Source organism: Pseudomonas sp. Pso3 (genome assembly GCF_055393275.1).
In genome coordinates, this window is the sequence record NZ_AP043687.1 from 31,016 (window position 1) to 56,678 (window position 25,663).

26 protein-coding genes are annotated in these 25,663 nt (G+C 66.6%); 9 read left to right on the top strand and 17 right to left on the bottom strand.

Translation table 11 applies throughout. The features are described from left to right. The first annotated feature begins 79 nt into the window (after positions 1-79). Positions 80-1,246 carry a lactonase family protein gene (locus tag ACZ5R1_RS00155; protein WP_027600520.1) on the top strand — a complete coding sequence of 389 codons (1,167 nt, stop codon included), beginning with the start codon at positions 80-82 and terminating at the stop codon, positions 1,244-1,246. Continuing rightward, positions 1,246-1,635 carry an SMU1112c/YaeR family gloxylase I-like metalloprotein gene (gene gloA2 / locus ACZ5R1_RS00160; protein ID WP_027598748.1) on the top strand — a complete coding sequence of 130 codons (390 nt, stop codon included), beginning with the start codon at positions 1,246-1,248 and terminating at the stop codon, positions 1,633-1,635. Before ACZ5R1_RS00155 ends, gloA2 begins: the two co-directional genes overlap by 1 nt. 8 nt (positions 1,636-1,643) lie before the next feature. Here the strand turns inward: gloA2 and ACZ5R1_RS00165 are convergent, their stop codons facing one another. Continuing rightward, positions 1,644-2,627, bottom strand: a complete 984-nt coding sequence (locus ACZ5R1_RS00165; RefSeq protein WP_042135007.1) for a choline sulfate utilization transcriptional regulator — start codon at positions 2,625-2,627, stop codon at positions 1,644-1,646. Between the two features lie 117 nt (positions 2,628-2,744). Between ACZ5R1_RS00165 and betC the strand changes: the two genes are divergently transcribed. Together betC and ACZ5R1_RS00175 are read left to right on the top strand one after the other, a co-directional pair. Next, the gene (betC, locus tag ACZ5R1_RS00170; protein WP_288405274.1) at positions 2,745-4,244 is read left to right on the top strand and encodes a choline-sulfatase; all 1,500 of its coding nucleotides are present in this window, start codon (positions 2,745-2,747) and stop codon (positions 4,242-4,244) included. Positions 4,245-4,265: 21 nt separating this feature from the next. Next, on the top strand, positions 4,266-5,183 hold the full coding sequence (locus tag ACZ5R1_RS00175; RefSeq protein WP_115946220.1) for a choline ABC transporter substrate-binding protein: 918 nt from the start codon (positions 4,266-4,268) through the stop codon (positions 5,181-5,183). A gap of 17 nt (positions 5,184-5,200) precedes the next feature. Here ACZ5R1_RS00175 and norR read toward each other — a convergent pair whose 3' ends face one another. Then, positions 5,201-6,739 carry a nitric oxide reductase transcriptional regulator NorR gene (gene norR, locus ACZ5R1_RS00180; RefSeq protein ID WP_042135010.1) on the bottom strand — a complete coding sequence of 513 codons (1,539 nt, stop codon included), beginning with the start codon at positions 6,737-6,739 and terminating at the stop codon, positions 5,201-5,203. 131 nt (positions 6,740-6,870) lie between these two features. Between norR and hmpA the strand changes: the two genes are divergently transcribed. Next, positions 6,871-8,040, top strand: coding sequence for an NO-inducible flavohemoprotein (gene hmpA, locus ACZ5R1_RS00185; RefSeq protein WP_074583313.1), 1,170 nt, complete (start codon positions 6,871-6,873; stop codon positions 8,038-8,040). A gap of 88 nt (positions 8,041-8,128) precedes the next feature. Here the strand turns inward: hmpA and ACZ5R1_RS00190 are convergent, their stop codons facing one another. After that, a complete protein-coding gene (locus ACZ5R1_RS00190; protein WP_027598753.1) occupies positions 8,129-8,356 on the bottom strand; it encodes a DUF1161 domain-containing protein in 228 nt (75 codons plus the stop codon). 43 nt (positions 8,357-8,399) lie between these two features. Continuing rightward, positions 8,400-8,615: a dodecin gene (locus tag ACZ5R1_RS00195; protein WP_007160169.1), complete on the bottom strand. Its 216-nt coding sequence runs from the start codon at positions 8,613-8,615 to the stop codon at positions 8,400-8,402. A gap of 218 nt (positions 8,616-8,833) precedes the next feature. Between ACZ5R1_RS00195 and ACZ5R1_RS00200 the strand changes: the two genes are divergently transcribed. Further along, positions 8,834-9,157, top strand: coding sequence for an ElaB/YgaM/YqjD family protein (locus tag ACZ5R1_RS00200; RefSeq protein WP_007160170.1), 324 nt, complete (start codon positions 8,834-8,836; stop codon positions 9,155-9,157). 40 nt (positions 9,158-9,197) lie between these two features. Here ACZ5R1_RS00200 and ACZ5R1_RS00205 read toward each other — a convergent pair whose 3' ends face one another. Further along, positions 9,198-10,094 (bottom strand): LysR family transcriptional regulator, encoded by an 897-nt coding sequence (locus ACZ5R1_RS00205; RefSeq protein WP_027598754.1) that lies wholly within the window; start codon positions 10,092-10,094, stop codon positions 9,198-9,200. A gap of 92 nt (positions 10,095-10,186) precedes the next feature. Here ACZ5R1_RS00205 and trpB point away from each other — a divergent pair, with 92 nt between their 5' ends. Both trpB and trpA read left to right on the top strand, forming a co-directional pair. Further along, on the top strand, positions 10,187-11,395 hold the full coding sequence (gene trpB, locus ACZ5R1_RS00210; protein ID WP_115946218.1) for a tryptophan synthase subunit beta: 1,209 nt from the start codon (positions 10,187-10,189) through the stop codon (positions 11,393-11,395). Continuing rightward, entirely contained in the window at positions 11,392-12,198 is an 807-nt protein-coding gene (trpA, locus tag ACZ5R1_RS00215) for a tryptophan synthase subunit alpha (RefSeq protein WP_115946217.1), read from the top strand. Before trpB ends, trpA begins: the two co-directional genes overlap by 4 nt. Positions 12,199-12,929: 731 nt before the next feature. On the opposite strand, the gene ACZ5R1_RS00220 is transcribed toward trpA, so the two are convergent. The 4 genes from ACZ5R1_RS00220 to gbcA form a co-directional block, all read right to left on the bottom strand. Continuing rightward, entirely contained in the window at positions 12,930-13,340 is a 411-nt protein-coding gene (locus tag ACZ5R1_RS00220; protein ID WP_037007709.1) for a DUF2141 domain-containing protein, read from the bottom strand. A gap of 10 nt (positions 13,341-13,350) precedes the next feature. Beyond that, a complete protein-coding gene (locus ACZ5R1_RS00225) occupies positions 13,351-13,983 on the bottom strand; it encodes an HAD hydrolase-like protein (RefSeq protein ID WP_115946215.1) in 633 nt (210 codons plus the stop codon). Between the two features lie 97 nt (positions 13,984-14,080). Beyond that, a complete protein-coding gene (locus ACZ5R1_RS00230; RefSeq protein ID WP_042135024.1) occupies positions 14,081-15,706 on the bottom strand; it encodes a methyl-accepting chemotaxis protein in 1,626 nt (541 codons plus the stop codon). Between the two features lie 82 nt (positions 15,707-15,788). Further along, positions 15,789-17,087 (bottom strand): glycine-betaine demethylase subunit GbcA, encoded by a 1,299-nt coding sequence (gene gbcA / locus ACZ5R1_RS00235; protein WP_042135026.1) that lies wholly within the window; start codon positions 17,085-17,087, stop codon positions 15,789-15,791. A gap of 328 nt (positions 17,088-17,415) precedes the next feature. Here gbcA and ACZ5R1_RS00240 point away from each other — a divergent pair, with 328 nt between their 5' ends. Next, the gene (locus ACZ5R1_RS00240) at positions 17,416-18,513 is read left to right on the top strand and encodes an FAD-binding oxidoreductase (RefSeq protein WP_042135029.1); all 1,098 of its coding nucleotides are present in this window, start codon (positions 17,416-17,418) and stop codon (positions 18,511-18,513) included. Between the two features lie 241 nt (positions 18,514-18,754). Here ACZ5R1_RS00240 and ACZ5R1_RS00245 read toward each other — a convergent pair whose 3' ends face one another. The 8 genes from ACZ5R1_RS00245 to ACZ5R1_RS00280 form a co-directional block, all read right to left on the bottom strand. Further along, positions 18,755-19,867, bottom strand: a complete 1,113-nt coding sequence (locus ACZ5R1_RS00245; RefSeq protein ID WP_042135031.1) for a hybrid sensor histidine kinase/response regulator — start codon at positions 19,865-19,867, stop codon at positions 18,755-18,757. Further along, positions 19,860-21,617 carry an ATP-binding protein gene (locus ACZ5R1_RS00250; RefSeq protein ID WP_288405230.1) on the bottom strand — a complete coding sequence of 586 codons (1,758 nt, stop codon included), beginning with the start codon at positions 21,615-21,617 and terminating at the stop codon, positions 19,860-19,862. The genes ACZ5R1_RS00245 and ACZ5R1_RS00250 overlap by 8 nt, the downstream gene beginning before the upstream one ends. After that, complete coding sequence (locus tag ACZ5R1_RS00255; RefSeq protein ID WP_464712748.1) at positions 21,610-22,590, bottom strand: SpoIIE family protein phosphatase; 981 nt, start codon at positions 22,588-22,590, stop codon at positions 21,610-21,612. Before ACZ5R1_RS00255 ends, ACZ5R1_RS00250 begins: the two co-directional genes overlap by 8 nt. After that, positions 22,587-22,940 (bottom strand): ATP-binding protein, encoded by a 354-nt coding sequence (locus tag ACZ5R1_RS00260; RefSeq protein WP_037006590.1) that lies wholly within the window; start codon positions 22,938-22,940, stop codon positions 22,587-22,589. Before ACZ5R1_RS00260 ends, ACZ5R1_RS00255 begins: the two co-directional genes overlap by 4 nt. Positions 22,941-22,944: 4 nt before the next feature. Then, the gene (locus tag ACZ5R1_RS00265; protein ID WP_007160184.1) at positions 22,945-23,370 is read right to left on the bottom strand and encodes an STAS domain-containing protein; all 426 of its coding nucleotides are present in this window, start codon (positions 23,368-23,370) and stop codon (positions 22,945-22,947) included. A 10-nt stretch (positions 23,371-23,380) separates the two neighbouring features. Next, positions 23,381-24,223, bottom strand: a complete 843-nt coding sequence (locus ACZ5R1_RS00270) for an STAS domain-containing protein (protein WP_027597260.1) — start codon at positions 24,221-24,223, stop codon at positions 23,381-23,383. 115 nt (positions 24,224-24,338) lie between these two features. After that, positions 24,339-24,602 carry a PepSY domain-containing protein gene (locus ACZ5R1_RS00275; protein WP_007160186.1) on the bottom strand — a complete coding sequence of 88 codons (264 nt, stop codon included), beginning with the start codon at positions 24,600-24,602 and terminating at the stop codon, positions 24,339-24,341. Between the two features lie 75 nt (positions 24,603-24,677). Beyond that, positions 24,678-25,643, bottom strand: a complete 966-nt coding sequence (locus ACZ5R1_RS00280) for a CHAD domain-containing protein (RefSeq protein WP_042135039.1) — start codon at positions 25,641-25,643, stop codon at positions 24,678-24,680. Positions 25,644-25,663: the final 20 nt, after the last annotated feature.

A 25,663-nucleotide genomic window follows, 5' to 3' on the forward strand; every position in this document is an offset into this window, starting at 1 on the left:
CGCCTTCCGCCTCCAGACGGTAGGGAAACCGGGCCGCCTCGCATCGGTCTCAACGCCCATCGCTCGCCAAGGATTTCCCATGAGAGCTCTGCCCCGTCTGCTGCCGCTGGCCCTGTTCGCCCTGCTCGTGGGGCACAACGCCCCGGCCCGCGCCGAACCCGGTCTGTTCAATCTGCTGGTCGGCAGCTACACCGCGGGCAGCAGCCAGGGGTTGTATGTCTATCGCTTCAACAGTCGCAATGGTCAGATCGATGGCCCGCTGCGCATCGTCAAGGCGTCCAATCCCTCGTTTCTGACCCTGTCTCGCGATGGCCGGACCCTGTTCGCCGTCAACGAGAATGGCCGGGGCTCTAGCGGCGACAGCATTGGCCGGGTCACCTCCTATCGCTTCGAACCGGGCAATGGCCGCCTGCAGCAGGTCAGCCAGGTCAAGAGCCTGGGCGACGAGCCGACCCATTCCAGCCTCAGCACCGACGGCAAGTTCCTCTTCGTGGCCAACTACTCCAGCCTGCCGGAAGGCTCTCTGGCGGTGCTGCCGATCCAGGACGGCGGCGTGCTCAGTCCGGTGGCGCAGATCGAATTCCACCAGCCCAGCGAACAGCACCCGCGCCAGCAGTCGAGCCATGTGCATGCGGCGGTGACCACCCCGGACGGCCGCTTCGTCTTCGCCCCGGATCTGGGCGCCGATAAGGTCTTCGTCTATCGCTATCTGCCGCAGCAGCCGGAGCGGCCGCTGGTGGCCGCCGAGACGCCCTTCGTGCCGGTGCCGGAAGGCAGCGGGCCGCGTCACCTGGTGTTCAGCGCCGATGGCCGCTACGCCTACCTGACCCTGGAACTGGCCGGGCAGGTGATGGCCTTCGCCCACCAGGACGGCATGCTGCGGCAGTTGCAGAGCTACAGCCTGACGCCCCAGGAATTCACCGGCGAGCGGGATGCCGGCGCCCTGCACCTGTCCGGTGACGGGCGTTTCCTCTACGTCGCCAGTCGCGGCACCGACAACCAGCTGGCGGTATTCGCGGTGAATCCCGACGGCACCCTGACCTTTGTCGAGCGCCATCCGGTCAACGGCCTGTCGCCACGGGAATTCGCCATCGATCCGTCCGGGCGCTTCCTGCTGGTGGCCAACCAGAAATCCAATCAGCTCAAGGTCTTCGCCCGGGATCCCGACAGCGGCAAGCTCGGCGACGAACTCCAGAGCCTGGACGTTGGCGCGCCAGCCGACCTCAAATTCGTCGCGGTACCCTGATGACCCACTTCGATCGTCTGCACCACGTGGCGCTGATCTGCGCCGACTACCAACGCTCCCGGCACTTCTACACCGAGATCCTCGGGCTGCCGGTGATCGCCGAGACCTATCGCGAGGCCCGGCGTTCCTGGAAGCTGGATCTGGCGGTGGGCGCGCATGCCCAGCTGGAGCTGTTTTCCTTTCCCGATGCGCCGCCGCGGCCCTCGCGCCCGGAAGCCCAGGGCCTGCGTCACCTGGCGTTTGCCGTGGCCGACCTGGACGCCACCGTCGCCCACCTGCAGGGCCATGGCGTGGTCACCGAGCCGATCCGCACCGACGAACTGACCGGCAAGAGATTCACCTTCTTCGCCGATCCGGACGATCTGCCGCTGGAAGTCTACGAGCGCTAGCGCGCCGCTCAGGTCGCCAGCCGCGCGCCGGCCAGGGACTCGCGCGGCAGCTCCAGTTCTTCCAGCAGCCAGTCGAGAAAGCGCTGCACCAGCCGCTGGCGCCGCTTGCGCTCGGGCAGGATGGCGTAATAGCCATAGCGCGAGGTGGCCAGCCCGGCGAAGGGGCGACAGAGCAGCTCCTGCTGCAGCAGGTCGTCCACCAGGTGGCGCCAGCCGATCGCCAGGCCCTGGCCGGCGATGGCCGCCTGGATCACCAGGGTGTAGTTGTCGAAGCTCAGCACCGCACCGGACGGGGCCGCGGGCAGGGGCGCCAGGTCCAGCGCCGGCAACAACGTCTTCCAGTCATACCAGCGGCTGTTGGGCGCCGCCTTGAGATGCAGCAACGGCCACTGACCCAGCTCCAGGACGGGTAGCGGCGGCTGCCGACCCTGGAGCAGCCGCGGACTGCACACCGGAAAAACCTCTTCGCGAAACAGTGGCCAGGCTTCGCCATGCTTGAAGCGGCCGTCGCCAAAGCCCAGGGTGATGTCGATCTCCGGACCGGGCAGGGGCACCCTGTCGCTGGTCACCAGGCTGACGTCCAGCTCCGGATGGCGGGCATGGAAACGTGGCAGACGCGGCAACAGCCAGTAGGCGGCAAAGGCGAAATCGGTGGCCACCTGCAGCACCTCATGGGCGGGGCGGGCGGTAACCAGCCGCACCCCCTCGTCCAGGGTGGCGAGACCGGCCTCGACGTATTCCTGCAGCAGCCGTCCGGCTTCGGTGAGCAGGATGCCGCGATGGACGCGATCGAACAGCCGCACCTGCAACTGGGCTTCCAGGCGCTTGATCTGCTGGCTGATGGCCGGCTGCGTGGTGCCCAGTTCGCCCGCCGCCGCGGTAAAGCTCAGGCGGCGCGCCACCACCTCGAAGGTGCGCAGGCTGTCCAGCGCCAGGGCAGGGCGGTCGGCAGGGGCGGCGTCCAAGAGTATGTTTCCATGGCGATTGGTCATAAGCCTAGCTTATCCGAAACATCATCCCCAGTGGCCTTCACGCAGATTTTTCAGCATTGGATGATGGGTCACCCATAAGCAACCCTGATCCTAGCGGAGGCGCTCTTGTCCAAGCCGATGAACATCCTCTTTCTCATGGCCGACCAGATGGCGGCGCCCATCCTGCCGCTGTACGACGCCGCATCGCCGATCAAGCTGCCGAACCTGCAACGCCTGGCCGAACAGGCCGTGGTGTTCGACTCCGCCTACTGCAACAGTCCGCTGTGCGCACCCTCGCGCTTCACCCTGGTGAGCGGCCAGCTGCCGTCGAAGATCGGTGCCTACGACAATGCCGCCGACTTCGCCGCCGACATCCCCACCTATGCCCACCACCTGCGCCGCCTCGGCTATCGCACGGCGCTGTCGGGCAAGATGCATTTCTGCGGACCGGATCAGTTGCACGGCTACGAAGAGCGCCTGACCAGCGACATCTATCCCGCCGACTACGGCTGGGCGGTGAATTGGGACGCGACGGACGTGCGCCCGAGCTGGTACCACAACATGTCCTCGGTGCTGCAGGCCGGGCCCTGCGTGCGCACCAACCAGCTGGATTTCGACGAAGAGGTGGTCTTCAAGGCGCGCCAGTACCTCTACGATCACGTGCGTCGCGGCGATGACCAGCCGTTCTGCCTGACCGTGTCCCTGACCCATCCGCACGATCCCTACACCATTCCCCGCGAGTTCTGGGACCTGTACAACGAGGTCGACATCCCGCTGCCGCAAGGCGCCATCCCCCAGGCCGAGCAGGATCCCCACAGCCAGCGCCTGCTCAAGGTGATCGACCTCTGGGACAAGCCGCTGCCCGAGGCCAAGATCCGCGACGCCCGCCAGGCCTACTACGGTGCCTGCAGCTACGTCGACGCCCAGGTCGGCCACCTGCTCAAGACGCTGGAGGAATGCGGTCTGGCCGACGACACCGTGATCGTCTTTTCCGGCGACCACGGCGACATGCTCGGTGAGCGCGGACTTTGGTACAAGATGCACTGGTTCGAGATGGCCGCGCGGGTACCGCTGCTGATCCATGCGCCCGGTCGCTTCGCCCCGGCGCGGGTGCAGGCCTCGGTGTCGACCCTGGACCTGCTGCCGACCTTCGTCGAGCTGGCTGGCGGCCAGCTGCCGGACGAGCTGCCGCTGGATGGCCGCTCGCTGCTGCCGCACCTGGAAGGCCGGACCGGGCACAACGAGGTGATCGGCGAATACCTGGCCGAGGGCACCGTCAGCCCGCTGCTGATGATCCGCCGTGGCGCCTACAAGTACATCCACTGCGAACTGGATCCGCCACTGCTGTTCAATCTGCAGAACGATCCGCTGGAGCGTGAGAATCTGGCCGCCAGCGCCGACTACGCCGAGTTGCTCGTCAGCTTCCAGGCCGAGGTCCGCCAGCGCTGGGACCTGCCGCGCCTGCACGCCGAGGTGCTGGCCAGCCAGCGGCGCCGCCGCTTCGTCGCGGCGGCCCTGGAGCAGGGCGAGCGGACCAGCTGGGATCACCAGCCCTTCGTCGATGCCAGCCAGCAGTACATGCGCAATCACATCGACCTCGACGACCTGGAGCGTCGCGCCCGCTACCCTCAACCCTGAACCGCTAACAGGAGCACGGCCATGAAACACCGAATCATCGCTACCTTCACGCTGGCCCTGGTCAGCCTGTCGGCCCAGGCCGAGGACCAGGCCTGCGCAACGGTTCGCCTGGCCGATCCGGGCTGGAGCGACATCGCCGCCACCAACGCCCTCACCGGCGCGATCCTGGGTGCGCTGGGCTACACCGGCAAGGTCGAGACCCTGGCGGTGCCGATCATCTATGGCGGCATGCGCAACGGGCAGGTGGATGCCTTCCTCGGCAACTGGATGCCGGCGCAGCAGGCGCACTATGACCAGTTCGTGAAGACCGGGCAGGTCACCGAGCTGGCGCAGAATCTGGTCGGGACCGAATTCACCCTGGCGGTGCCCACCTATGTCTGGGAAGGCGGGGTGAAGAGCTTCGATGACCTGGCCAAGCATGCCGACCAGTTCGGCAAGAAGATCTACGGCATCGGCGCCGGCGCGCCGGCCAACCAGTCGCTGCAGAAGATCATCCAGGACAACGAGTTCGGTCTGGGTGGCTGGCAACTGGTGGAGTCCAGCGAGCAGGCCATGCTTTCCCAGGTCGGGCGCGCGGTGAAGCGCGACAAGTGGGTGGTCTTTCTCGGCTGGACCCCGCACCCCATGAACGTCGACTACCCCATCAAGTACCTGACCGGCGGCGACAAGTACTTCGGCACCGCCGGCACGGTCAACACCCTGACGCGCAAGGGCTACGCCGAGCAGTGCCCCAATCCGGCCCGCCTGCTGAGCAACATGAAATTCACCCTGGACATGGAGAACGCCGTCATGAGCGCCGCGCGGGACAAGGGCGGCAGCTACGATACCGCCGCCAAGGCGTGGCTCAAGGCCCATCCCCAGGTGCTGGAGCCCTGGCTACAGGGCGTCACCACCCGCGATGGCCAGCCGGGCCTGCCGGCGGTACAGAAAGCCCTGTGAGCGCTATGGCCTGAGGGCTACCTGAGACCGAGCCGCCGCGCCAGGCGGGCGAGGTTGGCGCGATCCAGATCGAGGGCGGCGGCGGCCAGGGTCCAGTTCTGGCCGTGCTGTTCCAGCGCCAGGGTGATGGTCTGGCGCTGGAAGGCATCGGTAGCCTCCCGCAGGGAGGTGGGGGGCAGGGCGGCATCCTCCTCGGGCACGGGCGCGGGTCCCAGTGGCAGGCCGAGCTGATCGCTGTCCAGGGTCAGGATGCCGCCGCGTTCCTCGCTGCCGGCATGGGCCTTGAGCGCCGCCCGGCTGATGAGGTGGGAGAGTTCGCGCACGTTGCCCGGCCAGTCGTAGGCCAGCAAGGTGCGCTGCGCCGCGGGTGTCAGCCGGAGGCCACGCAGGCCCAGGCGAGCACGATTCTGCTCCAGGTAGAAACCGGCCAGCAGCAGGACGTCGCGACCGCGCTCACGCATGGCCGGCACGGCCAGCGGATAGACGCTCAGGCGATGGTAGAGGTCGGCGCGAAAGCGCCCGGCGCGCACGCACTCGGCCAGGTCGCGATTGGTGGCGGCGATGATGCGCACGTCCACCTTGAGATCGCGATCCGAGCCCAGCCGCTGCAACTGGCCACTCTGCAGCACCCGCAGCAGCTTGGCCTGCACCGTCAACGGCAATTCGCCGACCTCGTCGAGAAACAAGGTGCCGCCGTCGGCCAGCTCGAAGCGCCCGCGGCGGTCGCTCACCGCGCCGGAAAAGGCCCCGCGCACATGGCCGAAGAGTTCGCTTTCCACCAGGGCCTCGGGCAAGGCCGCGCAGTTGAGGCTGATCAGCGGCCGCTGCTGGCGCAGGGAGCGCGCGTGCACGGCTTCGGCCACCAGCTCCTTGCCGACGCCGGTCTCGCCGGTGATGAGCACCGTCAGGTCACTGGCCGCCACGGTCTCGATCTCCTGCCGCAGGCGCAGGCTGGCCGGACTCTGGCCGATGAGTTCACGGGGTCGCTGGTGCCCCACCGATTGCTGATAGGCCACGGTCAGCTCGTGCTCGCTGACGATGCGCGCGGAGAGCTGACCGATGCGCTCGGCGGCCGCCACGGTGGCGGCCGCCAGCCCGGCGAAGGCGGCGAGGATGGTGAGATCCTCGGGCTGGGCATTCTGCGCCTGCAGCGAATCCAGGGTCAGCAGGCCCCAGAGCTGGTCCTGCACATAGAGCGGACAGCCCAGGCAGTCGTGGACCTCCAGATGCCCCTGCACGCCTTCCACCAGGCCATCGTAGGGATCGGGCAGGTCACAATCGACGGCGAAGCGGGTCGGCGCGCGACTCGCCAGCAGCAGCGCCAGGCGCGGGTGTTCGCCGACCTTGAAGCGCCGGCCCAGGGTGTCGGCCGCGAGACCCCTTACCGCCAGGGGCACCAGGACATCGCCATCCAGGCGCAACAGAGCCACCGCATCGAAGGGCAGGACCTTGCGCAGGGCATCGAGCAGGCTGGCATAGCGCTGCTGATCGGGCAGGTCGCGGGCCAGATCCGCCACCAGGGGCACCATGGCTTCGAGCAGGGTGGTACGGGTCAATTTGACCTCGGCGAGTCATAGGGACCTAGTCATTATGACAAGCTCCCTAGATAAAAGCCTGATCTGGCGCAGTTTTTTGGTTGGCACGACTCGTGATACGGCCAGGGCAGTCCTGTTTGGAGATCCCTGCCATGCTGTCATCAGATCAAAAGGCCATCATCAAGGCCACCGTCCCCCTGCTGGAAACCGGCGGGGAAATCCTGACCCGGCATTTCTACGACAGATTGCTCGGCGACAACCCCGAGATCCGCCCGCTGTTCAACGGTGCCCACCAGGCCAGCGGTGCCCAGGCCCGGGCGCTGGCGCGCGCGGTGCTGATGTACGCCCGCTACATCGATCGCCTGGATACCCTGGGGCCGCTGGTGGAGCAGATCGTCAACAAGCACGTCTCGCTGCAGGTGCAGCCGGACCACTATCCGCTGGTGGGCATCGCCCTGCTGCAGAGCATCCGCGAGGTGCTGGGCGCCGAGGTGGCCACCGATGCGGTGATCGACGCCTGGGCCGCCGCCTATGGCCAGCTGGCCAATCTGCTGATCGGTGCCGAGGAGCAGCGCTACGCCGCCCAGGCCGAGGCGCCCGGTGGCTGGCGTGGTGGGCGGGCGTTCCGCATCGCGCGGATCGAGCCGGAAAGCGAAGAGATCAGCTCCTTCTACCTGGAGCCGGTGGACGGGCTGCCGACCAGCATCGCCCAGCCCGGCCAGTACCTGGGGCTGAGCCTGACGCTGGACGGGGTCGAATACCGCCGCAACTACTCGATCTCGGCCGCCAGCGAAGGCCGTGGCTATCGCATCAGCGTCAAGCACCAGCCGGGTGGGGTGGTCTCGCGCTACCTGCATACCGACGCCCATGAGGGTACCGTGCTGCAGGTCTTCGCACCGGCCGGCGAATTCGTCCTGCAGGAATCGACCAAGCCGCTGCTGCTGATCGCCGGTGGCGTCGGCATCACGCCGCTGCTGCCCATGGTGTCGGCGGCGCTGCCGAGCGGACGGCCGATCCAGCTGATCCACTGCACCCGCCATGTCGGGGTCCAGGCCTTCGGGCACTGGCTGGAAGAGCAGGCCGCCCACCATCCGCAACTGCAGCTGTATTTCTGCTACAGCGAGCCGGTGGCGGAAGAGGCCTATGCCTCGCGCCTCGATCGGGCGCGCCTGCAGCGTTGGCTACCCAGGGATCGCGACCTGGACGTCTATCTTCTCGGTCCGCAGCCGTTCATGGCCCAGGTGCGCCGTGATCTGCTGGAGCTGGGCGTGCCGGAAAAGCAGATCCGCCACGAGTTCTTCGGACCCGCCACGGACCTCTGAAAAAAAGACGCCCACTGCCGTTGGGCAGTGGGCGTCTCTTCGCGAGAACCCAGGCGCCACCTGTGGGTAGCGCCTTGCTGTCAGCGAGCTAGCGACGCTGGTAGACGATGTCCTTGCTACCACCTTCGCAGCTGCCCACCACCTTGGCGGAGGCGCTGGCACTGCCCTTGTCCACCACCTCGAGGCTGTAGTTCGCCACCTGCTTGGCCTGCAGCTTGGCATCGATATCGGCCTTGACCGTGTCGCACGAGGTGCCGGCGGCGAAGGCACCGCCGCTCAGGGCCAACAAACCGAGGGTGATCACGACTCTACGCATCTTGCCTGTCCTTTTGCGGGGGGAGGGAGGTCTGGAGCTGTGCTCAGCTGGCTTCGATACGGAAGCCGATCTTCAGGGTGACCTGATAATGGGCCACCTTTGCGTCCTGGATATGACCACGGATTTCACCCACCTCGAACCATTCCAGGTTCTTGACCGACTTGGCGGTCTCGGCGAGGGCGTTGTTGATGGCGTCCTCAACACTGGTGGTGGAGGAGCCAACGATTTCCAGCTTCTTGTAGGTGTGATGATCGGACATGAAACTCTCCTGGGTCAGCAATAGCGGGCGCTGCAGCGGTTAGCCGGCAACGCGTTGACCGGTGTCGCGGTCGACTCGCCGGGAAGGGTGCCTCTGCCATTTGAGGCCGCGAAAGGCCCCGATAAGTTCACTGCCCAGGCTCTCGCCCACGGCTTTGCAGCACTTTCCAACGGCTCGGTAGTCACATTTCCTGAATCCGTCCATCCCAGGAGGTTGTCATGGCCCGTAACACCGATTACCAGGCGTCCATCGCCAGCATCGAGAACGAAATCAACAGCCTGCTCGACTCGCTGGCGTCGCTGAAGAAGAACGCTGCACGCGAATCCCGCAGCAGTCTGAATTCCTTCAAGAGCACCGCTCGCGAAGCCCTGCACCATTCGGGCGATTCGCTGGAAGAGGTCTATGACGACGTGCGTCGCCTGACCCGTCAGTACGGTCGCGCCGCTAGCGGCGTGGCGCGCGAACATCCCTGGGCCACTGTCGGCATCGCCGCCGGCGTGACCGTCCTGGTCGGCTGGGCGCTGCTGCGCGGCGACCACTGATCGTGGCGGTTCGAGGCATCCTCAAGGGGTGCCTCGGGCGCTAGCGCTCGGCCAGCTCGGTTCTGAGCCAGGCCGCCAATCGCTCCACCCGTTCATCCGCCAGCCGACCCGGCGCCCACAGCGCCAACTCCGCACCGGTCGCCGCAAAACCCCAGGGCGCCACCAGCCGGCCCGCCTTCAGATCCGCTGCCACCAGTGGCTCCGGCGCGATCGCCACGCCCAATCCCGACAGCGCCGCCTCCAGCAGGTAATAGAGGTGCTCGAAGCCCTGCCCGTACTCCAGCTCCGGTGCCTCCAGGCCCTGGGTGGCGAACCACTGTGGCCAGGCCTGGGGCCGTGACAGGGTGTGCAGCAGGCGTTCCGCCAGCAAGGCCTGCAGGTCGCCGTCCCGCAATCTCAGATAGGCCGGGCAATAGGGGCTCAGCACCGGACCGATGCGCTCAGGCGCCAGGTGATAGGGCATCACGTCCTGTGGCGGCGCCGTCTCGGTGAACAGCAGACTGGCATCCAGGCCGGCGGCGGCCAGCGGGGTGTCGTCGGTACGGGTCGAAAGGTGCAGGCGCAACTCCGGCAGATCGCGATTGAGGCGATCCAGCCGCGGAATGAACCAGCGCGCCACCAGACTGCCCGGGCAGCCCAGCACGAAGGGCCCCTGGCGACTGCCGGCCTTGAGTTCGGCGCACACCTCACGCAAGCGCTCGAAGACCTCGCCACTCACCTCGCGCAGCCGCAGACCGGCTTCGGTCAACGCCAGACCACGGCCTTCGCGGCGAAACAGCGCCACCCCCAGTTGTTCCTCCAGCGCACGGATCTGGCGACTTACGGCGCCATGGGTCACGTGCAGCTCGTCCCCGGCACGGCTCATGCCACCCAGACGAGCAGTGGCTTCGAAGGCGCGCAGGGCATTCAGGGGAGGCAGGTCGCGGGGATCGCTCATCTGTGAGATTTCCTGACGGGTCATCGCGATCTTATCGATTTATCAGCGTCACTCAAGCAGGTAAGGTAGATCCATCTTCGCAGGAGAATCCCATGACCCAGACCGCTTATCGCCAGGGCCCCGACGCTCAAGGCATGTTCGGCCAGTTCGGTGGCCGCTATGTCGCCGAAACCCTGATGCCGCTGATCCTCGATCTGCAGCGCGAATACGAGACCGCCATGGAGGATCCGGCGTTTCTCGAGCAGCTGGCCTACTTCCAGCGCGACTACGTCGGTCGGCCCAATCCGCTGTACTTCGCCGAGCGCCTGACCGAGCACTTCGGCGGCGCCAAGATCTATCTCAAGCGCGAAGAGCTGAACCACACCGGCGCGCACAAGATCAACAACTGCATCGGCCAGATCCTGCTGGCCAAGCGCATGGGCAAGACCCGCATCATCGCCGAGACCGGCGCCGGCATGCACGGCGTGGCCACTGCCACCGTGGCCGCGCGTTTCGGCCTGCCCTGCGTCATCTACATGGGCAGCACCGACATCGACCGCCAGCAGGCCAACGTCTTCCGCATGAAGCTCTTGGGCGCCGAGGTAATTCCGGTCACCTCCGGTACCGGCACCCTCAAGGACGCCATGAACGAGGCGCTGCGCGACTGGGTGACCAACGTCGCCGACACCTTCTACCTGATCGGCACCGTGGCCGGTCCGCACCCCTATCCGGCCATGGTCCGCGATTTCCAGGCCGTGATCGGTCGCGAGACTCGCGCCCAGATCCTGGAGAAGGAAGGACGCCTGCCCGACAGCCTGATCGCCTGCGTCGGTGGTGGCTCCAACGCCATGGGCCTGTTCCACGAATTCCTCGATGACACCGACGTCGCCATCATCGGCGTCGAAGCCGGCGGCCACGGCGTCGACACCAGCAAGCACGCCTCCAGCCTCAATGGCGGGATGCCCGGGGTGCTGCACGGAAACCGCACCTTCCTGCTGCAGGACGGCGATGGCCAGATCATCGACGCCCACTCGATTTCCGCGGGCCTGGACTACCCTGGCATCGGTCCGGAGCACGCCCACCTGCACGACGTGAAGCGCGTGGAATACGTGCCGATCAACGACGACGAGGCGCTCAAGGCCTTCCACCAGACCTGCCGCCTGGAAGGCATCATCCCGGCGCTGGAAACGGCTCACGCCCTGGCCGAGGCCTTCAAGCGCGCGCCGCACCTGCCCAAGGACCACCTGATGGTCATCTGCCTCTCGGGCCGCGGCGACAAGGACATGCAGACCGTGATGAGTCACCTGGGAGACAAGCTATGAGCCGCCTGGAAACCCGCTTCGCCGCGCTGAAGGCCGAGGGCCGCGCAGCCCTGGTCACCTACACCACCGCCGGCGATCCGGACTATGACACCGCCCTGGCCATCCTCAAGGGCCTGCCGGCGGCCGGTGCCGACGTCATCGAGCTAGGCATGCCCTTCACCGATCCCATGGCCGACGGCCCGGCTATCCAGGCCGCTGCCCTGCGCGCCCTGCAGGCGGGTCAGAATCTGGCCAAGACCCTGGAGATGGTGCGCGACTTCCGGCGCAGCGAAGGCGAGACGCCGCTGGTGCTGATGGGCTACTACAACCCCATCCATCGCTATGGCGTGGAGCGCTTTCTGGCGGAAGCCGCCGAAGCGGGCGTGGATGGCCTGATCGTGGTCGACCTGCCGCCCGAGCACGACGCCGAGCTGGCGCTGCCAGCCCAGGCCGTCGGCATCGACTTCATTCGCCTGACCACCCCGACCACCGACGACGCCCGCTTGCCGCGGGTGCTCAACACCAGCTCCGGCTTCGTCTACTACGTGTCCGTCGCTGGCGTCACCGGGGCCGGCTCGGCCACCACCGAACACGTCGAGGCCGCCGTGGCGCGTTTGCGTCGCTTCACCGACCTGCCCCTGGCCGTCGGCTTCGGCATCCGTACCCCCGAGCAGGCGCGGGTGATCGCTCGCATCGCCGATGGTGTGGTGGTGGGCTCGGCCTTCGTCGACCAGATCGCCAAGGCCGAGTCCTCAGGCGCTGCAGTCGACGGCGTGCTCGGTCTCTGCAAGCAGCTGTCGGACAGCGTGCGCACCGCGCGCTAGGCCCTCGTCAGCCTTGAAAAAGACCGCTTCAGGCGGTCTTTTTTTATGCCCGGACAGCCTGCAAGCTGTGCATAACCTTGTGGGCAGTCTGTTCGCTACCGGCGCAAAGCCGCGTGCCAGAAGGGTTGGGCAGGTATTGGCCCTGTTGATCGAATCCGCTACGACCTGATCCGCTGAGTCAGGCTGCGAACGCCGGACCGCTTTGCCGTCATTGCCTGACAGGTAAAGGCTGTGGATAAGCCTTGGGCAAGTTGTCAGCAACCGATCAGGCGGTTGTGCGGACAAAATTGCTCATTAAATAGCCAATTTCGTTCAGGTCGCTCAGGCGGCCGAAGGCGCACTCCGCGGTCCGGTTTTCCCACATCTGCTGTGTGCGTGCCTGTGGAAAAGATGTGGGACCTGGCCTGTACGCCATTGCTGGCAAGGCCTGTAGAGGATCGTACAAAAAATGATCAATCCTCTTTTAGGTGTTTTCCACAACCCACAATAGAGCTGCATAGGGCTGTGGATAGGTTGTTCGTCTAGTGCCAGAGGCCAGCGCTGGCGCGGCTTCCAGAGAATCGATCAAATAATGACCAGTTTCCGGGTTATTCCCGAGTCAAGGGATTTCTTCTGCCGGCCCAAGGAGTTATCCACGTCTGTTCAACGCCGTATTCAGCGATCGCCGCTAAAAGCTCTGTGGATAAGTCTGTTGATTTTCTGTTTGGAAGCCTGTGTACGACAGCATTGGTCTAGCGCAGCGTCACCTGCTGGAGCAGGCCTGCGGCCGGCAGGGTGAAGGCGCATTCCTCGAAGGTGGCCATTCGCATGCGCAGTGGCGGATTGTTGCTGTAGCCGTATTGTTCGGTGGGCATGCCGATGAAATTGGTGTCCAGCGAGCTGTTGCCGTTGCTGTCGTGGATGACCGACACGGCATAGCGCCCGGGCGGCAGCTCGAAGCGCTGTTCCTGGGTACCCGCCTGCGCGGCGAGATGGGCCTGGGCCACGGGCGTCTTGTGCGCTTTCCAGGCCGCTTCGCTATCGAATACCGCCAGCAGCAACTGGCCCCCCGAGGCATCGACCGTCTCCACCCGTACCTGCAGTTCGGCGGCCTGCAAGAGACCGCTCAGACCGAGACCAGCGACCAGCAACAGAGACTTCATGGGCATTCCTTCAGCAGGGGGAGGGCAGCAGCCGCAGCAACTCGGCCGGTTGTTCGAAGAAGAGATCGGGTTGCTGCGCGCGCAGCGTCGTGGGGCAGCCATAGCCCCAGGCCACGGCGGCGCAGCCCAGTCCGGCGCGGCGAGCGGCCTGCAGATCGCGCAGTTCGTCACCGACATAGAGGGCCTCGGCCGGCGCGATGCCCTGGCGGCGGAGCAGGTGCGCCAGGCGCCGCGCCTTGCCCAGTAGGGGGATGTCGAATTCGCCAGCGGCGAACAGGCGTCCGGCCTGGGGCAGCACCTGGTGCACGGCCGCGGCGGAGTTGGAGGTCGCCAGGCCCAGCTGCAGACCACTGGCCTGTAAGCGGTCGAGGGTAGCGGGAATCTCGGCGAAGGGCAGGACCTGAGCGCCACGCTGGACCAGCAGGCGGCGATAGTGCCGGGCGATGCGGGGCACCTGCCAGAGCGGGATGCCCAGGCTGTCGAGCAGACCGGTCAGGGAGGAGGCGCGCAATCGGGGCCACTCGTCGGCAGCTGGCTGGCGAAAGCCATGGGTCTGCGCCAGCTCGCCGAGACAGCTCAGCAGAAAGGGCAGGCTGTCCGCCAGGGTGCCGTCGAAGTCGAAGATGACGTAGCGATAGCTCATGCGAGAGAGGCGCGGTGGGCGAAGGCGCCAGCGTAGCGGTCGCCTCCCGGTTTTGCCACCGCGACGGGATCCGGCAGGGGCGTCCCTGCCGGACAGGTCACACGCGGAAGCGGCGGATCTGGCCGTTGAGCTCCACTGCCAGTTCGGAGAGCTGCTGGCTGGCGGCGCGGGTCTGCTCGGCACCGGCGGCGGTCTGCACCGACAGATCGCGGATGCGCACCAGGTTGCGATCCACCTCGCGGGCCACCTGGGCCTGCTCTTCGGCGGCGCTGGCGATCACCAGGTTGCGCTCGTCGATGCCCGACACCGACTGGGCGATGGCGGCCAGGGCGGCGTTGGCCGACTGCGCCTGCTCGCGGGTCTGGCGGGCCTGGTCGGCACTGGTCAGCAGCGCATCGACGGTCTGGCCGGTGCCCTGCTGGATGCTGCCGATCATGCCTTCGATCTCGCGGGTGGATTCGCCGGTGCGATGGGCCAGGGCGCGGACCTCGTCGGCGACCACGGCGAAGCCACGACCGGCATCACCGGCACGCGCCGCTTCGATGGCGGCGTTGAGCGCCAGCAGGTTGGTCTGCTCGGCGACCGAGCGGATCACGTCCAGCACCTGGCTGATGTTGCGGGTCTGCTCGGCCAGCTGGCGGGCCTGCTCGCTGGCACCCAGCACGTTTTCGGTAAGCACCTCGATGGCGCCCAGGGTATCGCCCAGCTGCCGCTGGCCCTGACGCGCGGTATCGGCGGCCTGGCGCGATTCGGACGAGGTGGAGGTGGCGTTGCCAGCCACCTCGTCCACCGCCTGGCTCATCTCGGTGACGGCGGTGGCCGCCATCTCGATCTCGCTGTTCTGCTGCTGCAGGCCGTGGGCGCTCTCCTGCATGACTGCGGTCATCTCCTCGGCGGCCGAAGCCAGCTGGGTAGCGGAGTGGCCCAGGTGGCCCAGGGTGTCGCGCAGATTGGTCTGCATCTGCTGCATGGCCTGCAGCAGCTGGGCGGCTTCGTCGTGACCGCGGGTATCCAGGGTCTGGGTCAGATCGCCATTGGCGATGGTCCGGGCGGCGGCGACGGCCTCGGCGATCGGCCGGGTCATGCTCAGGGTCAGGCGCCAGGCCAGCAGCACGGTCAGACCCAGGGCCAGGGCGATCACGATCCAGGTGATGGAGGTGGCCTGGGCATAGGTCTCGCCGGAGTGCTGGGAGGCGGCCTTGATGTCTTCCTGGTTGATCTTGCGCAGGGCTTCGGTGCGCTCGTTCATCTGCACGCCGAGCTGGGCCATGCTGGTCTGGATCAGGCTGCGGGCTTCGTCGAGCTTGCCGGCGCCGATCAGGTCGGCCAGTTGCGCGGTGTAGCGGACATAGTCGCCGTGGATCTGGCGCAGGGCATCGAAGGCCTGGCGCTCGCGATCGCCGCTGAGGAGTTTTTCATAGCGACCGAAACCGGCGCCGATGTCGGCGTTGATGCTGTCGATCTTCTTGCGTGTGTTGGCGACGGTGGCGGCATCCGGAATGGCCAGCAGACGCAGCACCTCGACCCGGGTGCGGGCCAGTTGCAGGGCGAGGTTGTCGGCTTCGACGATGCTGGGCACGTTGTTGGTTTCAATCACCTGGCCCTGGGTACGGATCTGCGACAGTTGCAGCAGTCCGAACAGGCCCAGACTGGCCACGAGGATGGCCAGCAGGCCGAAACACAGCACACTGCGGATAGCGAGGGAGAAGGAACGAAAAGTCACGGCGGCAGCCCCGGTGAAGAGTGAGGCCCCCTTTAACGGCTAGGGTCACCGTGACTTTATGGTCATCCGTCTTAAATATGACTTATGCGCTGGTAGAGCCGACCTGATGCAGGTGCGGCGCCGGTTGCTCCTCGCCCAGGTTGTTGAGCAGCCGCTCGCTGTACCAGTCGATGAAGTTGATCACGCCAAATTCGTAGGTCTTGGAATAGGGACCTGGCTGATAGGCCTTGGAGTTGATGCCGCGCTGGTTTTCCTCGGCCAGCCGGCGGTCCTGGTCGTTGGTGGCATCCCAGACCTTGCGCAGATTGACCGGATCGTAGTCGACGCCTTCCACGGCATCCTTGTGCACCAGCCACTTGGTGGTCACCACGGTCTCGGTCGGACCCAGCGGCCAGACGGTGAAGACGATCATGTGATCGCCCATGCAGTGGTTCCAGGAGTGCGGCAGGTGCAGGATGCGCATGGAGCCCAGGTCCGGGTCCTTGATGCGACCCATGAGTTTCTTGCAGCCGGGCTTGCCGTCCATGGTCATGGACACGGTGCCAGCGAGCAGCGGCATGCGCACGATGCGGTTGCGCAGGCCGAAGCTGGCATGGGCGTAGGGGATGTTGTCGGCGTCCCAGCGGCTGGTGCAGGCGGCGACCTGATCCTTGAACGCCTGAGAGGCGCGCGGATCGGTGACGTCGTCCCACTCCAGCAGGGTGTTCAGCAACTCGGGGTGGGAGCCGTTGCAGTGGTAGCACTCGCGGTTGTTTTCCAGCACTAGCTTCCAGTTGGCCTGCTCGACCAGGTCGGTGCGCACCGCGACCTTGGTGTTCTCCATGTCGTACGGCTCCATGTAGTGCTCGAGCGTACGCAGGAAGTCGTCGATGGCCGGCGGTTCGTCGGCCAGGGAGATGAAGATGTAGCCGCCGGCGGTCTTGACGTGAACCGGCTTGAGGTTGAAGTCGGCCATGTTGAAGTCGGCGCCCATCTCGGTGCCGGCGAACAGCAGGCGGCCATCCAGCTCGTAGGTCCACTGGTGGTAGGGGCAGACCAGCTTGGCGACCTTGCCCTTGTCGCTGACGCAGAGGCGCGAACCCCGGTGACGGCAGACGTTGTGGAAGGCGTGCACCTTGCCCTCGGCACCGCGGACCACCAGGATGGGGTTGTCACCCAGCTGCAGGGTGATGAAGTTGCCCTTGGTGGGGATCTCGCAGGTCATGCCGGCGATCAGCCATTCCTTGCCGAAGATCTCCTGCATGTCGATCTGGAACAGGCGCTCGTCGTTGTAGAACGGCTGGGGCAGGGAATAGGTGCGCTCGCGGGTGCGCAGCATCTCGGCCGTGGCCTTGCGGGCCGGATCGAGAGGGTCGCCCAAACTCAAGGTGCTGACGTCCATCGTACATCCTCGTGGCCACCGCGGCGGGTGGCGAAAGTGGTTGGTCACGGTATTGCAAGGCTGTTGGCCGACGGGGCAGGGCCGCCGAATGACCCCGGGTGTCGCCCGTCGCGCGCTGTTCAGGTTCGGCTTGGGGCGGAGTGTGGGGCCGGAGCCGGGAGGGGGCCTTGCTCATGGGCGACATGGCCGACGCTGTTCACGACGCCCCAGCCCTTGCCATTGCTGGGCCGGTCGCCATCGGCATGTGGATGTCGCGATTGGGAAAGTGGCGGTCGTGGGGCCCTCCCAGAATCGCCGCCAATAGCCCCAGTGGCAGTCGAGGTGCGTCATGAATACCTTCCTCAACCCCGTAACTACCCAGACCTGGACCAATGGCCGCCACCCCGTGCGCTGCGTCAAGGTCATCCAGGAAACCTGGGACGTGCGCACCTTCTGCTTCACGGCCGAAATCCCGCTGATGTACTTCTTCAAGCCGGGCCAGTTCGTGACCCTGGAACTGGAGATCGACGGCCGCCAGGTGATGCGCTCCTACACCATCTCCAGTTCCCCCTCGGTGCCCTACAGCTTTTCCATCACCGTCAAGCGCGTGCCGGGCGGCCAGGTGTCCAACTGGCTGCACGACAACATGAAGGTCGGCGACAACCTGGCCGTGCACGGGCCGGTCGGCCTGTTCAACGCCATCGACTATCCCGCCGACAAGGTGCTCTACCTCTCCGGCGGCGTCGGCATCACCCCGGTGATGTCCATGGCGCGCTGGTTCTACGACACTAACGCCAGCGTCGATATGGTCTTCGTGCACAGCGCCCGCACCCCGCGCGACATCATCTACCAGGGCGAGCTGGAGCACATGGCCGCGCGGATCGACAACTTCGCCCTGAACCTGGTGTGCGAGCGCACCGAGCACGGCGAGTCCTGGGCCGGCTATCGCGGCTACTTCGACCGCCGCATGCTGGAGCTGATGGCGCCGGACTTCCGGGAGCGCGAGATCTTCTGCTGCGGCCCCACGCCCTACATGAACGCCGTCAAGACCATGCTCCGCGAGCTGGACTTCGACATGACCCACTACCACGAGGAATCCTTCGGCGCGACGCCGCCGGAAGCCAAGGTGGAGGCCGCCGAGCAGGCCGAAGCCGCGGCCGAGCTGCCGCCGATTCCCCTGGAAGCCCAGTGCAACGTCGCCTTCACCGAGAGTGGCAAGAGCGTCAACATCGGCCCCGGCGAAACCATCCACGGCGCCGCGGCCAAGCTCGGCCTGCACATCCCCAAGGCCTGCGGCATGGGCATCTGCGGCACCTGCAAGGTGCTCAAGAAGAGCGGCGAAGTGGTCATGGACCACAACGGCGGCATCACCGAGGAAGACGAAGCCGAAGGCTACATCCTGTCCTGCTGCAGCATCCCGCAAGGGGATGTGCAGATCGAGTTCTGAGGAGGCAGGTTGGGCGGAGGTGGCTCCATCGCCGAAGCCCAACCGCACGGGTTCATCCCTGGCAACGTTGGGCTTCGCTGCGCCCAACCCAACCTACGGACGCTGCGCGGAGCCCGTAGCGTGGACAACGGCGCAGCCTTGTCCACATCGCCAAGTCCTTGTCTTGCACCAGTGGAAAACGCTGTGCGGTTTTCCACGCTACCGGCACCAGGATAATCGCGGCGCGCTGCCCCGAAAGTCGCTAGGCCAGCCGCAGCGGCAGGTGCAGGGTGATGACCACCTCGCCCGCGCCATTGGCGAAACGCGCCTCGCCGCCAAAGCTTTCGCTGAGCGCCTTGACGATGGGCAGGCCGAGGCCCCAGCCGCGCTTGTCGCTGCGGGTGGAGATGAAATAGGGCGTGGCCAGGTTGGCCAGGACCTCGTCGGGAAACTGGCCGAGGTTGCGCAACTCCAGCATGACCTGGTCGTCGGCCAGCCACTGGCGGACCCGGATCGGCGTACCCGCCTCGCCGTGCTTGGCGGCGTTGAGCACCAGGTTGTCGAAGATGCGCAGGAAGGCGTATCTGTCCCACAGCACCTCCTGCGCCGGGGTCTCCAAGCTCAGCTCGAGGTGATTGGCGAACTGCAGGCGCAGGTTAGCCGCGGCGTCGTTCAGCAGCGGACCCAGCACCAGCGGATCGCCGCTGAGGCGGACACCGCCGCCCAGGCTCATGTGGCTGATGTCCAGCACGTCGGTGATCATCTGGTTCATGCGCTGCAGGTTGTCGTGCAGGGTCTGCAGCAGATCGTCGGTACGCCGCGCCGGATTGCGCTGCATCAGGTTGACCACCATGGTGGCGGCGGTGAGCGGCGAGCGCAGATCGTGATTGAGCGATCTCATGAAGCGTTCGAGCATGACCTTTTCCGCCTGCAGATTCTCGCTGCGGGCGATGGCCGAATTGCGCTGCTGCTCCATGTGGCCGACCCGCGAGCTAGCCTTGAGCAGGGCGCCGACGGTGGCCAGCACCTCTTCCGGATTGATCGGGTGGGTCAGGTAGGCCTGGGCGCCGGTATTGAAGCCCTGGGCCTTGTCCTTGCCGGAAACGAAGGTGGCCGAGATGTTGATGATGGCCGGCAGCCGGCCCCAGCCGCACTTGCGCTCGATGGCCTGGATCAGCTCGAAGCCGGTGGTGTCCGGCAGATTGACGTCGATGATCACCAGCTCGACGGATTCGTCGATCAGCGCCAGGCCACTGGCACCGCTGGCCGCTTCCAGCACCTCGTAGTGGCTCTGGCTGCCGAGGATCTTGCGCAGCACATAGCGATTGGCCTCGGTATCGTCGATGATAACGATGCGGCGCGGGGCACTAGTCATCGGACAGGCTCCGCGCCAGGGCGCAGACCTCGGCCAGCAGCCGCTCGGCGTGATCGGGGGCGTGCTTGAACAGGATGGCGTGGCAGTAGTCCTGCAGGCGCTGGCGGCCCGCCTCGTCGAGGGGCTGGGCGGTATTGATCAGCACCCGCCGGTGCATGCTCCAGTCCATGCTGGCGAGCAGGTCCTCGCCATTGATGTCGGGCAGGTCGAGGTCGAGGATGATGATGTCCGGGCGCACTGCATTGAGCCGGTCCAGGCTGCTGCGGGCGCTGTCCGCCTCCAGCAGGACCGGATTGAGGCGTTCGAGGGTGCGCCGGACCAGATAGCGATCGCCCTCGTTGTCCTCGATCACCAGCACGGTGAGGCCGCTGAGATCGGGCTCCGGCTCGGCGGCCCGGTGGTTGGCGTAGTGGCGCGGCAGGCGCAGGGTGAAGCGACTGCCGCGGCCGATTTCGCTGTCGAGAGAGAGCTCGCCGCGCAGCAGCACGGTCAGGCGCTGCGCCAGGGGCAGGCCCAGGCCGGTGCCTTCGATATGGGTCAGGTGCGGCGAGCGGATGCGCTCGAATTCCTCGAAGATCTTCTGCTGATCCGCCGCGGCGATGCCGATGCCGCTGTCTTCCACCAGGAATTCCAGGCTGGCGTCGTCGGGCTGGAACACCTGGATGCGCACCTGGCCCCGGGGGGTGTACTTGAAGGCGTTGGAGATCAGGTTGCGCAGCACCTGGAACAGCCGACTCTCGTCGGTATCCAGCAGCACCCCGGCCGGCGGCGGGGCGACGCTGAAGCTGACCTGGGGATAGCGCGGCGCCAGGGCCGCGGCGAACTGTTCGAGGCGATCGATGAAAGGCCCCAGCGCAAAGGGCTGGGGCACGATGGTCAGGCGGCCGGACTGCACCTCGGCCAGCGCCAGCAACTCGCCGACCAGGTTGGCCAGTTCCAGCGCCGCGTCGCTGATGAAGCGCACCTGGCGCTGCTGTTCGGCATTGAGCGCCCCGTCCACCCCGCTGGCGAGCAGCTTGGCGACATTCTCGATGATGTTGATCGGGGTGCGGAATTCATGGGTCATGTTGGAGAAGAAACGGGTCTTCGCCTCGCTGGCCTCCTTGAGCTCCTGAGTGGCCTTTTCCAGTTCCGAATAGAGCGCCACCACGCCCTGGTTGGTGTTTTCCAGTTCCTTGTTGGTGACCTCCAGTTCCGACTGGCGCACCTGCAGCTCGGTGTTGGTCAGCAGCAGCTCTTCGCTCTGCAGGCGGATCTGCTGGTAGGGATCCGGTGGCGGACTGCCCTGCAGTTCGGCCGTCAGCGCCTGGAGCTGCTCCGCCTCGGGAAAGGGGCGCGGCGCCTGGTACTTGCGGGCGGTGATGCAGGTGCCGGCAGGGGAGGTCTGGATGTCGAAGTCGTCGAACAGCCGCTGGGCGCCGCGCAGGCCGATGCCCATGCCGGTGCTGGAGCGATAGCTGCCCGCGCGGATGGCCTCCATCTCGGCGATGCCCGGGCCCTGGTCGACCGCCCGCACCTCCAGGCCGCGCAGGCGCAGGTCTTCGCCACGCAGCAGGGCGAAGTCGAAGTGACCGCTGCCGGCGTACTGGTGGATATTGCGCGCCAGTTCGGAGACCGCGGTGGCCAGGCGGATCTGCTCCAGCGCCGGCCACTCCATGGCCGCGGCCAGGCGCTTGGCGGCCTGGCGGCAGTGCACGATGTCCTGCTCGCTGTGCAGGGCGAGGGTCAGCAGGGGCAAGACGTCAGACATGCTTGAGTACCAGAACGGTGGCATCGTCGGCGGAGCGCCGAAAGTCGCGGTGCAGGAGGGCGGCGATCAGCGCCGGATGTCGCGCCCCGAGCCCGGAACGCTCGCCCAGTCCCACCTTGGACGTCAGGCCATCGGAGTTCAGCACCAGCAGGGTGCCGGGCGTCCAGGGGTAGGTATAGGTCTGGATCCGCCCGATCCGGTAGCCCAGGGTGCCGTTGTTGGACACCAGGCTGCGTGTGGTGTTGCCCAGCAGGCGCCCGGCGATGTTGCCGATGCCGCAAAAGCTCACCTGGCCCTGATCCGGGTCCAGCTCGGCCAGCGCCAGGGCGGCGCCGCGGGTTTCCATGAGCGCCTGGTGCAGATTCTCCATCAGCCGCTGCAGGGGCAGGTGCGCGCCATGGCGCAGGAACAGGTCCCGCGCCCGGCGACTGGCGGTGGCGGCCTGCTGGCCATGGCCCAGGCCGTCGCAGACCAGCAGGCGGCGCCCGCTGACCGCCCAGGTGTCGCCGCAGAGCTGCTCCTCGGGGTGCGGCGTGCACAGGGCGCCATGCTGCAACCGGCTGCCGGTCGTCCCGGCCAGATGGAAGCGCGCCAGCACCACGGTGCCCTGACCCGGTCGCGAATGGATGTCGAACACATCGGCCTGCCGGCGAATCGCCCCCAGGCCGGCGCCCAGCGTCGCGGCCGTGCTGTAGTGATCGCTCAGGCAGCGGGCGACGTCGTGCATGCCCGGGCCGCGATCCACCGCCAGGACATCGAGCACCCCTTCGCCGCCCAGGGTGGCCAGGAGTTCGCCGTGCCCGGCATGGCGGACCAGGTTGTAGCCCAGCTCCTGGGTGACGATGGTCAGGCGCCCGAGCAGGGTTTCGTCGGCGGTGACGGTGCCGGCCAGCCGGACCAGGGCGCGCCGGGCGGCATCGACATGGACGCTGGTGCTCACCGGCAGCACCAGGCTGCACGGCTGGTCGTTCATCGCCACTTCCAGAGTTCGACGGTGGTGCCCTGGCCGGGCTGGCTGTCGATGTGGAAGTCGTCCACCAGTCGCCGCGAACCGGACAGGCCCAGGCCAAGGCCCTTGCCCGAGGTGTAGCCGTCGACCATGGCGCGCTCGAGATCGGCGATGCCCGGGCCCTGGTCGCGGATCACCAAGCGGATCGCCGGCTTGCCGGCGCGCAGCGTCTCCTCGATCAGGCACTCGCCGCCCAGCCCGTAGACCAGGCCGTTGCGCGCGATCTCGCTGGCCGCGGTGACGATCTTGGTCTGGGAGATGAGGCCCAGGCGGATGGCTTCGGCGACCTTGCGCACCTGCTGACGGATCAGCACGATGTCAGTCTCCTGGCGGAGTGGAAGCGTCTGTGTCTTCGCCACCCTCTGACTCCTCCAGCGATTCGTCCGCGGCGACCATGGCTTCCAGCCGGCGCATGCCCTTTTCCATGTTCAGCGCCGTGGCGATGCCTTCCAGCGACAGCCCCAGTTCCACCAGGGTGATGGCCACCGCCGGCTGCATGCCGACCACGATCACCTTGGCATCGAGGATGCGCGAGACCTGGGCGATGTGGGAGAGCATCCGGCCAATGAAGGAGTCGACGATTTCCAGCGCGGAGATGTCGATGAGTACGCCCTTGGCCTTGTGCCGCACGATCTGCTCGGTGAGGTCTTCCTGCAGGTCCAGCGCCAGCTGGTCGTGCATGTCCACCTGGATGCTCAGCAGCAGGAAGGGTCCAAGCTTGAGGATCGGAATCCGCTCGATCATGAGGCGCTCCCTAACCCTTGGCGGCCGGGGCGGCCAGGCGCACGCCCTGCTGGCGCAGGGCCAGGCGGAAGGCATCGGCCAGGGACGCCTTGGTGATGACGTCGCCCAGGTCCACGCCCAGGTGGACGATGGTGGCGGCGATCTGCGGGCGGATGCCGCTGATGATGCACTGGGCGCCCATCAGCCGGGCGGCGGTCACCGTCTTGAGCAGGTGCTGGGCGACCATGGTGTCTACCGTGGGTACGCCGGTGATGTCGATGATGGCGATGTCCGATCCGGTCTGGACGATCTTTTCCAGCAGCGACTCCATCACCACCTGGGTGCGGTTGCTGTCCAGTGCGCCGATCAGCGGGATGGCCAGGATGCCGTCCCACAGCTCCACCACCGGGGTGGACAGTTCCAGCATGCTTTCCTGCTGCTCGCGGATCACCGTCTCGCGGCCGCTCATGAAGCTTTCCATGCTGTACAGACCGAGATCGTCGATCAGCCGGGTGGCGGCCCAGATCTCGGCGAGGGGATCGTCGCATTCGTTCTGGATCAGGTTGAACAGCGGTTCCTTGAGCGAGAAGACGAAGGTCGCCGTCTGCGCGGGCGTCAGGCCCGCGCGACTCTGGTCGAAGGAGAAGCGCTCCAGCAGCGCGCGCACCGGCTGCCAGTGCGGCTCGCGCAGATTGCCCAGGCCCTGGGCGGCGGCCACGGTGATGCGGCGCAGCAATTCGGCGGAGTTGGCCAGGATGGTGGTTTCATCGAGCAGGTCGATGCGCATGCCGGCCGCGCGCTGGGCGCCGATCCAGGCATCGAGCAGCGACCGCTCGTGGGTGCGCAGCAGCTCGACCAAAGCGGTACTGTACATGGGGGTTCCTAGGTGACAAGAAGGTGGCTCAGGACGAGCCGACCAGGCAGAGAGCGGGCAGGAAGAGGCGCAGGTGTCGGTGGGGATCCGAGCGCGTGGCCGGATCCCCGAGAGATCACATGTCCATCTTTTCCTTGGTGATCTTGCCGGTCTTGGCGTCGGCATGGAAGTCGTACTTCATACCATCCTTCTTCATGCCTTCGCCTTCCCACTGACCGTCATCGGCTTCGATCTTGGTGATCGAGGTGTAGCCCTGCTCCATGAGCTTGGACTTGACGTCGTTCATGGGCATCCAGTCGGCACCGGGCTGGTCGGCCAGGGCGGCGGTGCTGGCCAGGACGGAACAGGCGAACAGGGAAGCGAGCAGCTTGGATTTCATCGCGAGACCTCGGCGTGGTGGTGTGCCCGGACTTGGACCACCAGCACGCGCGACAAATCCCGTCTGGCGCAGACGTTAGACTGACGATTCCTCGACCAGGTGCGGCAGCAGTCCGGCAGGGGCCTTGGCGCTCTGGCCCTTGGTCTTGCGCGGGGCATAGGGGCGGCTGGCCAGCCGCCAGAGATCCCGCCAGCGTTCGGCGAGGGCGGTGGGCTTGTCCAGATAGAGGCGCAGGCCCAGGGAAAAGGCCTTCGCCTGCAGCCGCTCGCGCTGCTGGGCCAGGCTTTCGCCGATCGCCAGGCGGGTGTTGCTGGCGCCGAACAGGGTCGGCTCGTCCAGCAGCAGCTGCTGCATCACCGCCAGGTCGTGATCGTCGCCCAGGTATTCCGACAGGCGCTTGAGGCTCTTCTGCCGCGTCTTGAATTCCGCCGGCCAGGCCGCGGCGAGCAGCTGGGTGTGATACCAGTGATCCTTCACCCGCTTGCGCCAGTCGTGCAGGGTATCGTCGGTGGGCTTGTCGCGCGCGGTCTTGAGCGCCTGGCGCCCGGCCTTGTAGTTGTCTTCCAGGCCGCGGGCGAAGAGGGCGAAGCCCTTGCCGGACAGTTTCCAGCCGGCCACCTCCTCGCGCATGGCGGTCAGTTCCTCGAGCAGTTCGGGATGGCCGCTGGCCGCGGCGATCTGCTGGTCGGCGCGCTCCTGCAGCCGCTGCCGCACGCGCTTCATGGCCGGCGAGGCGAATCTCTTGCGATCGGATTCGCCCAGCTTGTCCCAGCTTTCCACCAGGGCGGCGCTGTCGCGCAACGACGACAGCTCCCGGCCCAGGTCGCGCAGACGCCGATTGCGACTGGCGAAGGCGCGCTTGCCCAGGGCGCCGTGCAGCAGCCGCAGGAGGGCGCGCAATTCCTTGAGGCGCTTGCGTGTCTCGTGGACGCCCTTGGGGGTACCGCTCGCCAGGGACGCTTCAGCCTGCACCAGACGATCCGTCACCACGCGGCGGACTTCCTCGTCAGCCGGTTGCCGTGCATCGAAACGAAAGGCCATCGAACTCTCCTCAATAGGGT